Origin of the sequence: Nocardia anocheti (genome assembly GCF_029675105.1) — a bacterium.
Lineage (GTDB): Bacteria > Actinomycetota > Actinomycetes > Mycobacteriales > Mycobacteriaceae > Nocardia.
In genome coordinates this window covers 431743-445464 of sequence record NZ_JAQQFV010000004.1, presented here as the reverse complement: position 1 = coordinate 445464, position 13722 = coordinate 431743, and the positions used below count along the sequence as shown (strand labels likewise).

The window sequence follows — 13722 nt, the reverse complement described above, 5'->3', positions numbered from 1 at the left end:
GCGGGATGGGTCCATCCGGCACACTGGTGAGTGTACAGGCGTGCACTGAAATGTTGGATCGCACGCCGAGGAACTTCGCAGAGGGGCTACACGCAATGGTGGGACTGATCGACCTGGTGCAGACGCTGACGACGCCGCACCCGCTGGACCGGTACCTGGAACTCGTCCGCCCCGGGATCACCGCCCGGGAACTGCGCGCCGAGATCACCCATGTCTCGCACGCCACCCCCGGATCGGTGACCCTCACTCTGCGGGCTACCCGGCAATGGCGCGGTCACACCGCGGGCCAGTACGTACAGATCGGCGTCTCGATCAACGGCGTACGTCACACCCGGTGCTATTCGCCGATCGATCCGGAGAGTCGCGGGGATCGCTACCTGCAGCTCACGGTGAAGGCGCATCCCGGCGGGCTGGTCTCGAACTACCTGCACGACCACGCGAAGCCGGGCATGATCGTCGACCTGGCGCCCGCCTCGGGCGTCTTCGCGCTGCCCGAACAGCGGCCCGGCAAGGTGCTGCTGGTCAGTGGTGGCTCCGGGATCACGCCGGTACTGTCGATGTTGCGGACCCTCGACGCCGAGGGTTTCACCGGTCCGGTGACCTTCCTGCACTACGCGCGTCAGCCGGAGATGGTGCCGCACAAGGCCGAACTGACCGCGATCGCCAACCGTCGCCCCAACTTCCGCATCGAGTACCGCTACCCGGTCGAGCCGGGCACCGTCGTGAACGGCGAGACCTCCACCGGCAGCGGGTTCTTCGACTACGACGAGCTCGAGCGGGTAGCGCCCTGGTTCGCCGACTCGCAGACCTTCGTGTGCGGTCCGCCGCCGCTGATGCGCGCGGTGCAGACCTTGTTCGAGGCCGAGGGCCTGGGCGATCGGGTGCACAGCGAGGAGTTCACCCTCACCACCGTGCCCACCGATCCGTCGGAGGCCACCGGCACCGTGACCTTCTCCGGTAGCGCCGTCACCACCGAGAACTCCGGTGCGCCGCTGCTCGACCAGGCCGAGGCCGCCGGGCTCAGTCCGGAATACGGCTGCCGCATGGGGATCTGCTTCTCCTGCACGGCCACCAAGGTCTCCGGCTGCACCCGCAACCTGCGCACCGGTGAGCTCGACGCCGATCCCGACAAGCAGATCCAGATCTGCGTGAACACCGCGGTCGGCGACGTCGACATCGCGCTCTAGACGACAACCACAGCCCGATTCACCAACCAAGGGGAGATACCGCTATGACGATCCTCACCGAAGGCAAAGACGGTCCGGTCATCCTGACCCCCGACCAGGTCGAAGAGCTCGGCAAGGCGCTCGACGAGCTGCGCGCCCGCATCGAGGCCGACCTGGGCGAAAGCGACCGCGACTACATCTACAAGATCATCAAGGCGCAGCGCGGTTTCGAGATCGCCGGGCGCGGCCTGATGTACCTGGGCTTCCTGCCCCCGTTCTGGCTGGCCGGTGTCGCCTCGCTCGGTGTGTCGAAGATCCTCGACAACATGGAGATCGGCCACAACGTCATGCACGGTCAGTACGACTGGATGCGTGAGCGCGGCATCAACTCCCGCGAATTCGACTGGGACACCGTGTGCCCGGCCGATCAGTGGAAGCACTCGCACAACTTCATGCACCACACCTACACCAACGTCCACGACATGGACCGCGACATCGGTTACGGCATCCTGCGCATCGACGAGGGCCAGAAGTGGAACCCCTACTACCTGGGCAACCCCGTCTACGCCTTCCTGCTGATGGTGCTGTTCGAGTGGGGCGTGATGGTGCACGACCTCGAGGCCGACAACATCATCAAGGGCAAGCGCAAGTGGAGCGACCTCAAGCCGCTGCTCAAGGGCCAGGCGCGCAAGGCGGGCAAGCAGGTCCTCAAGGACTACGTGGCCTTCCCGCTGCTCACCGGTCCGCTGTTCTTGCACACCCTGGCCGGTAACGCCGCGGCCAACCTGGTGCGCAACCTGTGGACCTTCTCGATCATCTTCTGCGGCCACTTCCCGGCCGGTGTACAGACGTTCACCAAGGAGGAGACCGAGGTCGAGACCCGTGGCGAGTGGTACGTGCGGCAGATGCTCGGCTCGGCGAACATCAAGGGCTCCAAGCTGTTCCACATCATGTCGGGCAACCTGTCGCACCAGATCGAGCACCACCTGTTCCCGGACATTCCGGCCAACCGGTACCCGGAGATGGCGCCCGAGGTGAAGGCGCTGGCCGAGAAGTACGGTCTGCCCTACAACACCGGCCGTTTCTCCAAGCAGATCGGCTCGGTGTGGGCCAAGATCTTCCTGCTCTCGGTGCCCGATCGCTTCGTGAAGAGGGCACCCAAGCCCGGTGTTATCGTTATGCGTAATCGGAAGGCAACCGAAGTGGGCGTGTAATGATCGGGAAATTCGAGACCAACAAGGACCTCGTCCAGGAATTGACGTCCTCCGGTGCGCGCCGGGTCGGCAATATCGCCGCCCTCATCACCGGAACCGTCGCCGAGGTCGCTCGGGAAATCGGTGAATTCCTCACCGACGCGATCGAGATGAACGAGGCGGCCGCGGCCGCTCGCCGCGACGCCGCGGTGGAGCGCGCCGAACAGCGTCGCGAGGCCGAGGACCTGGACCCCACCGACGAGACCGACGACCGCGCCACGGCCTGGCTCACCGAGCCGGAACCGGTCGTCGCCGAGGCCGAGCCCGCCCCCGGCGAGCCCGGCAAGGGCTGATCACCACACCGGCAGCCGCCTGCGCCGCTCGGTGACATCGGTGATCAGATCCCGGTAACCGTCGGTCAATTCGGCCAGCCTGCACCAGTGCAGGTGTGTTCGTGCCACCGGATCGCCGCCCAGCGCCTGCTGGGCGGCGATCCATTTTTCTGCCATCCGGTCGATCACCGCGCCCAGGGTCTCGGTGTGCAGTGAGGCGCCGGAGCGGTGGGCCACATGGCCGGTGACCCAGTCGTCGATGCGGGCGATCAGACCGGCGCGGGTGTCGTCGATGTCGTCGAGCAGGCGACCGCACGCGGCGAAGACGGTGCCAGCGGCCTGCGCCTCGCGGGCGGCGTCGAGGGTGGTGCGTCGGCGGGCGTGGCAGTGCGCCAGCCCCGCGGCCGCGTCGAGTACCGGATGGTGCTGGGCGGTGGACTGGCGAAAGGCACGCAACAACGCCGTCGGCGAGGGGAGTTGCGTGGCATCCACACGATGGCCGGGTTCGTTCGGCATGGTGCACGCCCTTGACTACGCGGAATTCGAGAGTGGATACGCCAGGGCCGAGGAGGACGCGGGACGGGTGCACTCCCCGGCACCGGCGTAGCCCCGCCCGGGCGTCGACGAATCGACCGCGACGCTGCGGCAGGGAAGACGACCCGGGGAAAAATCGGGACCTCTCCAGGAAAGCGCGATCCGACGCCGCCACGCAATAGTACGGAGTACAAATCGGGCGCCCGGCAAGAATCGTTATCGACCATTACAGCCGGGTCACCGGGGTGCTTCCCCGGAGTAACCGACCGGCGCATTTCCGGCAATCATTGTCGCGGAGCACCCCGATATCGCCGCCGTATGCACTAGCCTCGGACAATGTGCCTGCCTATGTGTCCTCGCCCGAACTGACCTTCGGGTTCCTGTTCGCGCTGGAAGACCCGCAGCGAATCGCCGACGTCGTGCGCGATCTGATGGAGCGCCACGCGGTCTCGGTGTTCCGGATCGCGCGCCTGTCCGACGACGACGGCCCGCCCGAACGCTATGTGGTGAACTGGGCGGCCATCCCGCAGATCTCCATCACCACCGCCGCGCCCGAGGAGGCCGAGTTGCGCGCCCAGCGGATCATGCTGGTCAACGCCTTTCTCGGTGAGGGTGGCGAAGTGAGCCTGTATTCGGGAAACCCGCACGCGCCGAGCTGAATCTTGCTCAGCGCGCCGATTCGTAGATCCGGCGCACCACATCCTCGATGCCCGGTTCCTCGATGGACAGATCGCGCACCTGCGCCCGGTCCGACACCGCGGCCAGTAACGCCGCCGCGGTGGTGTGCTCGGCGTCGAAGGCCAGCCGCTGACGCATGCCGCCCGCCTCGCTGGACAGCAGTTGCGCCCCGCACGGCAGATCGTCGAGATCCGGTGCGGGCGCGGCCAGGTCGACCACCAGCACCCGGCGCGCGCCCACGGTGGCGCCCAGTCCGGTCAGTGAACCGTCGTACACCAGCTTGCCGTGATCGACCACCAGTACCCGGTCGCAGAGCCGTTCGATATCGCCCATGTCGTGGGTGGTGAGCAGCAGGGTGGTGCCGCGTTCGATGCGTTCGGCGCGCAGGAACTCGCGTAATCGCTGCTTGGAGAGCACGTCGAGGCCGATGGTCGGTTCGTCCAGGATCACCAGCTCGGGCGAATGCAACAGCGCGGCGGCCACTTCCGCCCGCATGCGCTGCCCCAGGGAGAGCTGGCGGACCGGGGTGTCGAGGGTCTCGGCCATCTCGAGCTGCTCGACCAGTTCGTGGGTGCGCTTGTCGGCGATATCGGGGTCGAGGCGGTGGATCGCGGCCAGGATCGAGAACGACTCGTGCAGTGGCAGATCCCACCACAGCTGCGAGCGCTGCCCGAAGACCACGCCGATGCGCGAGGCCAGCTCCCGGCGCTGGCGCACCGGTTCCAGCCCGCAGGTGCGCACACTGCCGGAGGTGGGCACCAGGATGCCGGTGAGCATCTTGATGGTGGTCGACTTGCCCGCGCCGTTGGCGCCGATATAGCCCACCGCGGAGCCGCGTTCGACCCGGAAACTCATCCGGTCGACGGCGGTGATGGTGTCGCGATGACGGCGCCATCGGCTGCCGTTCTTGCGGTAGACGGTGAATTGCCGGGTGAGGTCATCGATGTCGATGATGGGTTCGGTGTCGATCCGCTCGCGCATCGCTAGCCACCTCCTCCCTGGTAGTGCCTGGTACCGATCCGCCATGCCGACAACGCCAGCAACCACACCCAGACCGCCGCCAGCGGGGTCAGCCAGGCCGACCACGCGGGCAACAGCGGCGGGCCGGGCAGGCCGAGCAGGGCGATGGTCGGCACGTACGCCGTGAACGCGACGGGAATCGCGAACCCGAACAGCAGTTTCAGCGGTGTGGGGAACACCGAGGCGGGCTGCATGGCGGCGAACGAGCCGCCGTAGGTGAAGCTGTTGGTGAGCTCGGCACCGTCGATCAAGAAGAACTGTAGCCCCGCCGCGCATACGAAAAGGCCACAGAACAGCGCAATTCCACTCAGCAGGGTGATCACGATCAAGGTAACCGGGGCGATGCCCCAGTCGATGTCGTTGCGCCACAGCCCGATCGTCAGCACGATCACCGCGACCGCTGCCCTGGCGAGCCTGCGCAGGGAGATGTCGCTGGTGACCAGTTGCAGCAGCAGCGGTTGCGGGCGCAGATGGTAGGCGTCGAGGGTGCCCATCCTGATCATGGTCGGCAGCGAATCCAGGTGTCCCACCAGCACTTGCGCCAGCGCGAAGGAGGTGTTGGACAGGCCGAACAGCAACAGCGCCGCGTTCACGTCCAGCCCGCCGAGCGTGCCGACATTGTGGAAGATCACCCACACCTCGGCGAATTCCACCAGCCCGATCAGGAACGCGCTGAACACCTCGGTGGCGAAGGAGAGGCGGTACACCTGCTGTGCTTTCACACGCGAACGCAATACTGCGAGATAGGGGGTGAACCAGGTCCCGGCCACAATGCGCGCGGTCTCCGGTTCACCCACCCTGTACCTCCAGTCTGCGTTGTCCCGCCCGCAGCAGCACCCGGCCGAGCAAGCCGATCACCACCACCCAAAAACCTTGTGCCGCAACAGTAAACAACGCATCGACGCCCTCCGCTCGGCCGGAGAGCGTATCGATCGGGGCCTGCAGGATGGAGGGGAACGGCGTGGCCCTCGCGATGGTGCGCAACCAGTCGGGGAACATGTGGACGGGAACGAAGAGCCCTGCGAGGAAGGTGCCGACGATCTGGTACAGCACCCGGATGCCGCGTATCTCCACCACCCAGAACCCGATCAGCGCCACCGCGAACAGACACAGGAACGACAGCGCCACCGCCAGCAGCACACTGATCACGCCGAGCAGGTAGGCCGTCGGCGTCGTCGGCATGGACAGGCCGAAGGTGGCCGCGCCGACCACGATGCTCGGGACACCGCGCGGCAGGAAGGTGCAGGCGGCGCGGCCCATGTCCCCGGCCAGGTAGCTCAGCTGCACGTCCACCGGGCGCAGGAAGTCGATGGCGACGTCACCGGATTTGATGCGGTCGACCAGGTCGATCTGCGGGCCCATGAACTGAGTGGCCCCGAGCAGTCCCTGCGAGAGCCACACATACGCCGCGATCGTGCCCTCGTCGTAGCCGCCGAACCCACCGGCGGCGCGCACCGCGGCCACCAGCACCGCGGCCCGCACGAAGCCGAAGACACAGTTGGTGAACAGCCCGGCGAACATCGCCAGCTTGTACTGGGCCTGGCGTTTGAAGCCTGCCCTGGCGAAGGTCCAATACACGGCGACCAGGCTCGGCCTGCCGCGGCGGACCGGACACCGGCGCGTCGCGATGGCGAGTTGCCCGTCCCCCTTCGCATTGCCCCGCACAATCAGTCAACTCTAGGCCGATCCGGACAGATCAGCACGAAAACGGCACGGATCGACCGTGGTTCAGCGCAGCGGGACCTTGACGTCGGTGCCACCCTCCCTGGTGATCCGCGCGTTCATCGCGACCAGGGTGGGGGCGGGGGTGAAGCCGCCTGCGAACAGCGCCTCGCCCTGGCGGAACCACGGTGAGCGCTCCAGCAGCGCGGCGGGCGCGTAGCCGAAGTGGGTGCCCAGTTCGGCGAGGTCGACCGGTGAGGACATCTTCATCAGCGCGAGGTTGTCGCACTGGGACAGAATGTTGGGGTGGACCTTCGAGGGGCGCTGCGTCGACAGCAGCAGCCACAGCCCGAATTTGCGGCCCTCGGCGGCGATCTGGATCAGCCGCTCCCTGACCGCGACCGCGATCGGCGAATCCAGCTGGGGCGAGGCCAGATTGTGCGCCTCGTCGATCACCAGCAGGATCGGGCGGCGTTCCTCCCGGCGCGACCACAGCTCGTCGAGCAGCGCCAGCGCGACCACGAGTTGCTGTTCGGCGGTGGAGAATCCGCCCAGATCGAGCACGGTGGCGTCGGGTCGCTCGGCGACCACCTCGGTGACCGCGCGCTGATTGCGGGCCCACACCTCCCACTCGAGCAGGCCCAGGTTCTCGATGCGCATGCCGAGCCGCTGCTGCGCCGGTGATTCCGAGCTGCGCAGGTGCGGCAGGGTGTCGTCGAGTTCGGTGGCCGAGAGCACCGTGGACAGGTGCATGAGTTCGTTGAACTCCTCGCGATCGGCGATCGGGTCGATCCGCAGGATCGCGGCCTTGGACGGCAGCGGGAGTTCGGTGAAGCGGGCTCGCAGCAGGGCGCCCTTGTGTGGGCGCAGCACCCGGATGTCGCGGCGGCGCAGGGCGTCGGCGGTCGGGCCGCTCGCCTGGGGGTCGAGCTCGCCCAGGTGCACGAAATCGGAGTTGGGGTCGAAGACCACCACCGGCAGGGCGGTGTGCGCGATCAGCTGTTCGAGCACGACACCGAGGGCGTAGGTCTTGCCCGAGCCGCTCTGCCCACACCAGAAGGTGTGCCGGTTGAACCGGGTGGGCAACAGCCGGGCGGGACCGCCGGGTGGGGTGAGATCGACGCCGATGTCGAGCCGGGCGCCGGTGGTGTCGTGCAGGGTCTGCACCGTGGCCGCGTCGGCCATCTCCACCGTGGCGTCGTCGAACGGGTATCCGGCGCGCACGTCGATGCCGTCGGCGAGCACCTCGCCCATCATCCTGCCGCGCAAGGAGGCCGGGGAGGTCTGCGAGCGTTCCTCCACCAGCGCGAGCTGGCGGCGCTGTGCGCTGACGATCACCGCCAGCGAACCGGCGACCAGCGCGCACCCGGTCGCGTCGGCGACCACGAACGAACGACCGTCCTCGGACCGGGCGAAGGTCTGGCTACTATTCGGCACTCGCCGATCATCGCACCGAACAGGCTATGGACGCCCGGATAGCTACCGAGTCGCTATCTGGTGTTCGATCAGTGCTCCGGGAAGCCGGTCGCGAACAGGATGGCGATGGCCACAGAGCTGACCACGGAGATAGCGAGAATGATCCACATGAGTGGGAAGGGTACCGGTCCGTCGGTCCACTACCCGCATCGCGTCCGGTATCCCACGCGAGCACCTGCCCGCGGGTGACCCGGCGCTGCCCGATGGTTGCGCCGGTGGTGGTCGGATCGACCGTTCCGGCGTCCCCTGGGTCCGGGAGAAGTGTCGTCACCCGCGCCGCCGGGACCACCGCGGTGCGGCCGAAGCGGTGATGCGGCCGTCGGTGGGTGGTCATGGTGCGGACGAGGTGGCGAACTCGGTGAATTCCGTACGGAAGTCGCGGTAGGCGTGGCGCAGGGCGGTGCCCGGCCATGGTTGTGGCAGGAATTCCGTGGGCAGGATCGGGTCGTGCAGGATGTGACGCACGACCGCGGCCGCCACTTCGAGGCGGTCGCGCATGGTGCCGGCGGCGTCGAGGGCCGTCAGTAGTTTCGTCGCGGTGTCGGCCCAGTCGGTGGGGTGGAACAGGCGGGTGGCGAGGTTGGTGGGGTCGTCGGGGCGGCCGGTGACGTAGGTCAGCCGGTGGGCCGCGGCGATCTGGGCGGCGGTGCCCAGGTTGTCCGGGCGTCCCCAGACGCCTTCGCGGATCTCGCCGAACTTGTTGGCCTGCAGTGATTCCCGGAGCAGGGTGCGCTCGGCCGCGGCCTCGGCGCCGGTGGTGACGATCGCCAGGCGCCAGTCGCCGTCGTAGGGGCGCAGGACGGGGTCGAGGGCGAGGTCCTGCAGTTTCTGGCGGTTCAGCAGGCGGGGGGTGAGCCGGTAGGTCGCGTCGTCGCGTTCCAGGTCGCCTGCCGACACCATGCGGGTCAGTGCGGCGCGCACCGTCGACTCCTGCAGGTCGAGTTCGGTCGCCAGATGCACGATCGTCGCCGCCGACGCCTGTGCCGGATGCGCACCGAGCAGCACGCTCAGGATCGCCGATCGCGCTGTGAGCCGGCGCAGCGGCAGCGAGTTCCGGACCATCGGTCGATGGTAGCCAGTGGGCGCCGCGCGAGGATCCGAGCCCGGATCGGGCATTGCAAATTTTCTTCATGCGATGCAAACTTGCAATATCGGGGCGCGAGTGAGCCACGACACGGACTGCCGGAAGGATCAGCATGGCAACCCACGAGGTGACGAATCAGGTACCTCCGCTGGTCGGCTACGACCCGGCCGACTACCCGGTGGTGCTGGAAGCGCTGCACCGGGCGGGCGCCGATCATGCCCTCGACGAGCTGCACGAGGTGGGCAGGCTGGCGGGCAGCGCGCAGGCCCAGGAGTGGGGCGACCTCGCCGAGGCGCACCCGCCGGTGCTGAAGACCCATGATCGCTACGGTCATCGCGTCGACGAGGTCGTCTACGACCCCAGCTACCACCAGCTGATGACCAACGCCATCGGCTTCGGCCTGCACGCCGCGCCGTGGGCCGACGATCGCCCGGCTCCGCACCTGGTCCGCGCCGCCAAGATGAGCGTCTGGGCGCAGGTGGACGCGGGCCACGGGTGCCCGATGTCGATGACCTACGCGGTGGTGCCCGCGCTGCGGGCGAACCCCGAACTCGCCGCGCGCTACGAGCCGCTGCTCACCAGCGCGGTCTACGACCCCGAGTTGCGGGTGCCCGCGAGCAAGCCCGGCCTCACGGCGGGCATGTCGATGACCGAGAAGCAGGGCGGCTCCGACGTCCGCGCGAACACCACCACCGCCGTGCCCCAGTCCGACGGCTCGTACCGGATCACCGGCCACAAGTGGTTCACCTCGGCGCCGATGTCGGACTTCTTCCTGGTGCTCGCGCAGGCGCCCGGCGGCCTGTCCTGCTTCTTCGTGCCCCGGGTGCTGCCCGACGGCACCCGCAACCCGTTCCGTCTGCAGCGGCTCAAGGACAAGCTGGGCAACCACTCCAACGCCAGCAGCGAGGTCGAGTACGACGACACCGTCGGCTGGCTGGTCGGCGCCGAGGGCCGGGGCGTGCCGACCATCGTCGAGATGGTGAACCTCACCCGCCTCGACTGCATTCTCGGCAGCGCCGCGGGCATGCGGGTCGGGGTCACCCACGCGGCCCACCACGCCGCGCACCGCAGCGCCTTCGGCGCGACCCTCATCGACCAGCCGTTGATGCGCAATGTGCTCACCGATCTGGCCGTGGAGGCCGAAGCCGCGACGCTGGCCGGACTGTGGCTGGCCGAGCTCACCGACCGCGCCGTGGCTGGGGACGAGCAGGCCTCCACTCTGCGCCGGATCTCGCTGGCGGTGACCAAGTACCACGTCTGCAAGCGCGGCCCGATCCACGCCGCCGAGGCGCTGGAATGCCTGGGCGGCAACGGGTATGTCGAGGAGTCGCGGATGCCACGGCTGTACCGGGAGGCGCCGCTGATGTCGGTGTGGGAGGGGTCGGGCAATGTCGCGGCACTGGACACCCTGCGCGCCATGGCCAAACAGCCCGAGACCCTCGGTATCTTCCTGGACGAGGTGAAGTCGACGGCGGGTTCCTCGGCCGAACTCGACACCGCGATCGCTCGCCTGGAGCGGGAATTCGTCGACTTCGAGACGATGCAGTACCGGGCGCGCCGGGTCGTCGGGCAGATGGCGCAGGTGCTGCAGGGCTCGCTGCTGGTCCGCTACGGACACCCGGCCGTCGCTGACGGGTACCTGCGGACCCGGCTCGCGGGCGACCGCGGGGACGTCTTCGGCACCCTCCCGCTCGGCATCGACACCGCGGCGATTCTCGAACGATCCACACCGAAGCTCGCCTGAGCCCGGACAAGGAGCGCGATCAATGACGATCACACCTGAACGCAACGCCGCGGGCGAAGCCGTCGACTACGCCGCGATGCTGCACGCGCTGGCCGACGCCTCGGTCGACCGCGGCTTCAGCCCGTATCACGACATCGACTGGGACGCGCCGGAATTCCAGGTCACCCCTGGCGATCGCCGCTGGATTCTGCCCGAATCCGACCTCGTCGGCCGCCACCCCTGGTATCAATCGCTGCCCGAGTCGACCCGGATCGAGATCGGCATGCACCGGCAGGCGGGCATGGCGAAGGTGGGGCTGCAGTTCGAGCAGCTGCTGATGTCCGGGGTCATGCTCTACCTGCTCGATCTGCCCAACGGGTCGGCCGAGTTCCGTTACGCCACGCACGAAGTCATCGAAGAGTGCAACCACACGCTGATGTTCCAGCAGGCCGTCAACCGGGCCGGGACCGATGTGGTCGGCTTCGGCACACTCTTCCGCGGCATCGCGCCGTCGTGGGAGTTCCTCCGCTGGCTGGTTCACGACACTGACAAGCTACCAGCACGGCCAGAGGCGCCAACCTCGTGAGACGGCGCGCAATTAGGACATCGGACGACGAAAATGGCTGTGCAATTCGCTCTTCGGCTGAAATGATCATTGGATGTCACGTAGGAACCGACTGCGCTTTGCCTTCACGATCAAGGAAGGGCGGCATGCGGGGTGGACGTCTGGTTCCTGGAGGGTGTGGGTCAATAAGGAGGACACCTACATAGCCGCGGCAACCATTGGTGGGATCTGGAAGGCGTCACTTCATGGTGACGTCGCCTGGCGTATTGCGCAGACGAGCGAGAACGCTCAGTCGGAGAACCCGATCATTGACCCGACTGTTGGGCGAAACCTCTGGGAGTTCGATCCGGTCCCGTTCGAAGGTGGCGGACGAATGGCTTTTGCGATTGCCCCCCTGCGGTCGTCGTATCTGCCGCATGAGCTCGATGCGAAGGACGTGCATATTGAGGTTCCGGACCGATGGGACGAGATTACCGTTGCCTACGTCTGGATGACCGAGCCCGGCATTGCTTTTGATGCCGACCGCTTGGTGGGCGGACCGCTGACGTTGGCCAGCGGCCGTCGAGTTTGGGTCTCAGCTGGGACGGAACAAGTGGACCAGTTGGAGGAGTATGACATCGCTGGTTCGATGATCGAGCCGACGATTCCCGGCAAGCACGAAGTAGCAGCACCAGGGTTCTTTGTGAGAGGGCTACGATTGGGATAGGTGTGGCCGCGTCGAGCGCGTTCGGTACCTGTGGGGCGAGAGGATTCACCGAACCACCGTCCGTCTCGCGTCGCGACCGAGACCGCCGACCCGATCGAGCAGATCCGCCGCACCCACACGTTTGTGCTCGCGGGGAGCGCGGCCGCTCGCGCATCAGCACAGCAACGTGGTGCTGTTCGCGACCATGCACCGGGCACCGTGCTGCGGACTCAGTTGGCTCGCCGACACCGAACTACCCCACCGGTACCCGAGTGGGACAGTCAATAGGCGACCGTTGACGCGACAAATAGATTATGCTTAAATGCTTGTCTGCCAGCACTGTCGTTGCAGGTCAGTCAGCGCCGAAAGTGTTTGATTCATAATTCACAGTTGATCTCCGAGCCGAGCCCTGCGGTGCGCATCTCTGGCTCGTTCGTCGGCGACGGATGCGCCGTAGCGGCTGAGCATCTGTCTGGAGCGCCAGCCCGCCAGCATCATCAGGTCCTGTTCCTGGCCGCCGTTGGCGAGCCAGTTGTGGGCGAAGAAGTGCCGGAGTTGGTGTGGGTGGATGTGGTCGATCCCGGCGGCAGCCGCGCGCCGCTCGATCATCTGCTGGATGCCGGAGGCTGTCATCGGACCGAACCGGCCGAGCCACAGCGCGGGGTCGTTGTTCGCCGCGGCGGAGTGCTTCGACCTGACGCGCAGGTACCGCCGCAGGGCGGTGCGTGTCTTGTCGCCGAACGGCAGTGTGCGCGGTCGACGGCCCTTGCCGAGGACCATCACGGTGTTCTCGGTGAAGTCGAGGGCGTCGAGTTCGAGTGGTGCGAGCTCGCCGATGCGGGGGCCGGCGTCGGCCATCAGCCGGATGATCGCGGAGTCGCGCCGGTCGTCGAACGAAGTGCCTTCGCAGTCGGCGAGTAGTTTGCGCAGCGCGTCGACCGGAGGGACCGGGATCTTCTTCTCTGGGACGATCGGGGGTGACATCCGTGCGAACGGGTCGATTTCGAGGAGTTCCTCGCGGACGAGGTACTTGCAGAACTGCTGCAGACTGCGGTACTGGCGGTGTGCGTACTCCGGGGTGACCGGTTTCTGCGTGCGCTGATTCAGGCGGTTGAGCGTGTGCTCGATGTACGCGCCGAGCCGCTGACGTGTCAATGACTCCAGGGTCGGAGGCAGGTTTTCGCTGATCAGGTACTTCCGGAAGTAGCCGACGTCCCGCGCGTAGAGATCGATCGTGCCCTTGGCCTTGTTCTGCTGCCGCAGCTCGCTCGTGAAGTCCTCGAGAAGCTCGTTGATGTCGTCGAGGTCCTGGCTCATACAGCCACAATACCGGCAAAGTTTCTAGCTGTTGAAGCATTGTGCTGGAGTGGATTGAAGCTCCTGACCGGCAGTTATTGCAGGTCAGGAGCTGTTTGTGCCCCCGGCAGGAATCGAACCTGCGACCTAGAGATTAGAAGGCTCTTGCTCTATCCAACTGAGCTACGGAGGCAGTCGCATACACCTTGGCGGATCTGGGCCGCGCTGTCCAGCTCGAAAAGTATAGCGACCGACCAGATCGGGTGGGGGTGACGGCGGGAGCGAGAGCCCCATCGGGGCGGTGCCGG

The 13722-nt window shown here is 67.0% G+C and carries 14 protein-coding genes and 1 tRNA gene; 7 read left to right on the top strand and 8 right to left on the bottom strand.

What is annotated here, in order from left to right; translation table 11 throughout:
• The first annotated feature begins 95 nt into the window (after positions 1-95).
• The 3 genes from QC180_RS13105 to QC180_RS13095 are packed head-to-tail and all read left to right on the top strand — an operon-like array spanning position 96 to position 2712.
• Entirely contained in the window at positions 96-1187 is a 1092-nt protein-coding gene (locus QC180_RS13105) for a ferredoxin reductase (RefSeq protein ID WP_278262964.1), read from the top strand.
• A gap of 44 nt (positions 1188-1231) precedes the next feature.
• The gene (locus tag QC180_RS13100; protein WP_278262963.1) at positions 1232-2380 is read left to right on the top strand and encodes a fatty acid desaturase family protein; all 1149 of its coding nucleotides are present in this window, start codon (positions 1232-1234) and stop codon (positions 2378-2380) included.
• The gene (locus QC180_RS13095; RefSeq protein WP_278262962.1) at positions 2380-2712 is read left to right on the top strand and encodes a hypothetical protein; all 333 of its coding nucleotides are present in this window, start codon (positions 2380-2382) and stop codon (positions 2710-2712) included. Before QC180_RS13100 ends, QC180_RS13095 begins: the two co-directional genes overlap by 1 nt.
• On the opposite strand, the gene QC180_RS13090 is transcribed toward QC180_RS13095, so the two are convergent.
• Positions 2713-3207: a DUF4254 domain-containing protein gene (locus tag QC180_RS13090; RefSeq protein ID WP_278262961.1), complete on the bottom strand. Its 495-nt coding sequence runs from the start codon at positions 3205-3207 to the stop codon at positions 2713-2715.
• A 356-nt stretch (positions 3208-3563) separates the two neighbouring features.
• On the opposite strand from QC180_RS13090, the gene QC180_RS13085 reads away from it, so the two are divergent.
• The gene (locus QC180_RS13085) at positions 3564-3884 is read left to right on the top strand and encodes a hypothetical protein (RefSeq protein ID WP_278262960.1); all 321 of its coding nucleotides are present in this window, start codon (positions 3564-3566) and stop codon (positions 3882-3884) included.
• A 7-nt stretch (positions 3885-3891) separates the two neighbouring features.
• Here QC180_RS13085 and QC180_RS13080 read toward each other — a convergent pair whose 3' ends face one another.
• The 5 genes from QC180_RS13080 to QC180_RS13060 form a co-directional block, all read right to left on the bottom strand.
• Positions 3892-4884 carry an ABC transporter ATP-binding protein gene (locus QC180_RS13080; protein ID WP_278262959.1) on the bottom strand — a complete coding sequence of 331 codons (993 nt, stop codon included), beginning with the start codon at positions 4882-4884 and terminating at the stop codon, positions 3892-3894.
• Between the two features lie 2 nt (positions 4885-4886).
• The gene (locus QC180_RS13075) at positions 4887-5720 is read right to left on the bottom strand and encodes an ABC transporter permease (protein ID WP_278262958.1); all 834 of its coding nucleotides are present in this window, start codon (positions 5718-5720) and stop codon (positions 4887-4889) included.
• Complete coding sequence (locus tag QC180_RS13070) at positions 5713-6588, bottom strand: ABC transporter permease (protein ID WP_278262957.1); 876 nt, start codon at positions 6586-6588, stop codon at positions 5713-5715. Before QC180_RS13070 ends, QC180_RS13075 begins: the two co-directional genes overlap by 8 nt.
• A 63-nt stretch (positions 6589-6651) precedes the next feature.
• Positions 6652-8022: an ATP-binding protein gene (locus QC180_RS13065; RefSeq protein ID WP_347567323.1), complete on the bottom strand. Its 1371-nt coding sequence runs from the start codon at positions 8020-8022 to the stop codon at positions 6652-6654.
• A gap of 369 nt (positions 8023-8391) precedes the next feature.
• Positions 8392-9123, bottom strand: coding sequence for a PaaX family transcriptional regulator C-terminal domain-containing protein (locus QC180_RS13060; protein WP_278262956.1), 732 nt, complete (start codon positions 9121-9123; stop codon positions 8392-8394).
• 134 nt (positions 9124-9257) lie between these two features.
• Here QC180_RS13060 and QC180_RS13055 point away from each other — a divergent pair, with 134 nt between their 5' ends.
• The 3 genes from QC180_RS13055 (at position 9258) to QC180_RS13045 (ending at position 12139) form a co-directional block, all read left to right on the top strand.
• On the top strand, positions 9258-10889 hold the full coding sequence (locus QC180_RS13055) for an acyl-CoA dehydrogenase family protein (protein ID WP_278262955.1): 1632 nt from the start codon (positions 9258-9260) through the stop codon (positions 10887-10889).
• A gap of 22 nt (positions 10890-10911) precedes the next feature.
• On the top strand, positions 10912-11454 hold the full coding sequence (locus tag QC180_RS13050; protein ID WP_474646431.1) for a diiron oxygenase: 543 nt from the start codon (positions 10912-10914) through the stop codon (positions 11452-11454).
• Positions 11455-11527: 73 nt separating this feature from the next.
• Positions 11528-12139, top strand: coding sequence for a hypothetical protein (locus tag QC180_RS13045; RefSeq protein ID WP_278262954.1), 612 nt, complete (start codon positions 11528-11530; stop codon positions 12137-12139).
• 363 nt (positions 12140-12502) lie between these two features.
• Here QC180_RS13045 and QC180_RS13040 read toward each other — a convergent pair whose 3' ends face one another.
• Together QC180_RS13040 and QC180_RS13035 are read right to left on the bottom strand one after the other, a co-directional pair.
• Complete coding sequence (locus QC180_RS13040; protein WP_278262953.1) at positions 12503-13435, bottom strand: tyrosine-type recombinase/integrase; 933 nt, start codon at positions 13433-13435, stop codon at positions 12503-12505.
• Positions 13436-13533: 98 nt separating this feature from the next.
• Positions 13534-13607: transfer RNA gene (locus QC180_RS13035), tRNA-Arg, on the bottom strand.
• Positions 13608-13722: the final 115 nt, after the last annotated feature.

What these genes read in the sequence shown, in the direction of transcription:
- QC180_RS13080 (WP_278262959.1), bottom strand. Translation starts at nt 4,884, where the DNA reads ATGCGCGAGCGGATCGACACCGAACCCATCATCGACATCGATGACCTC.
- QC180_RS13050 (WP_474646431.1), top strand. Translation starts at nt 10,912, where the DNA reads ATGACGATCACACCTGAACGCAACGCCGCGGGCGAAGCCGTCGACTAC.
- QC180_RS13100 (WP_278262963.1), top strand. Translation starts at nt 1,232, where the DNA reads ATGACGATCCTCACCGAAGGCAAAGACGGTCCGGTCATCCTGACCCCC.
- QC180_RS13090 (WP_278262961.1), bottom strand. Translation starts at nt 3,207, where the DNA reads ATGCCGAACGAACCCGGCCATCGTGTGGATGCCACGCAACTCCCCTCG.
- QC180_RS13105 (WP_278262964.1), top strand. Translation starts at nt 96, where the DNA reads ATGGTGGGACTGATCGACCTGGTGCAGACGCTGACGACGCCGCACCCG.
- QC180_RS13040 (WP_278262953.1), bottom strand. Translation starts at nt 13,435, where the DNA reads ATGAGCCAGGACCTCGACGACATCAACGAGCTTCTCGAGGACTTCACG.
- QC180_RS13055 (WP_278262955.1), top strand. Translation starts at nt 9,258, where the DNA reads ATGGCAACCCACGAGGTGACGAATCAGGTACCTCCGCTGGTCGGCTAC.
- QC180_RS13095 (WP_278262962.1), top strand. Translation starts at nt 2,380, where the DNA reads ATGATCGGGAAATTCGAGACCAACAAGGACCTCGTCCAGGAATTGACG.
- QC180_RS13045 (WP_278262954.1), top strand. Translation starts at nt 11,528, where the DNA reads ATGTCACGTAGGAACCGACTGCGCTTTGCCTTCACGATCAAGGAAGGG.
- QC180_RS13060 (WP_278262956.1), bottom strand. Translation starts at nt 9,123, where the DNA reads ATGGTCCGGAACTCGCTGCCGCTGCGCCGGCTCACAGCGCGATCGGCG.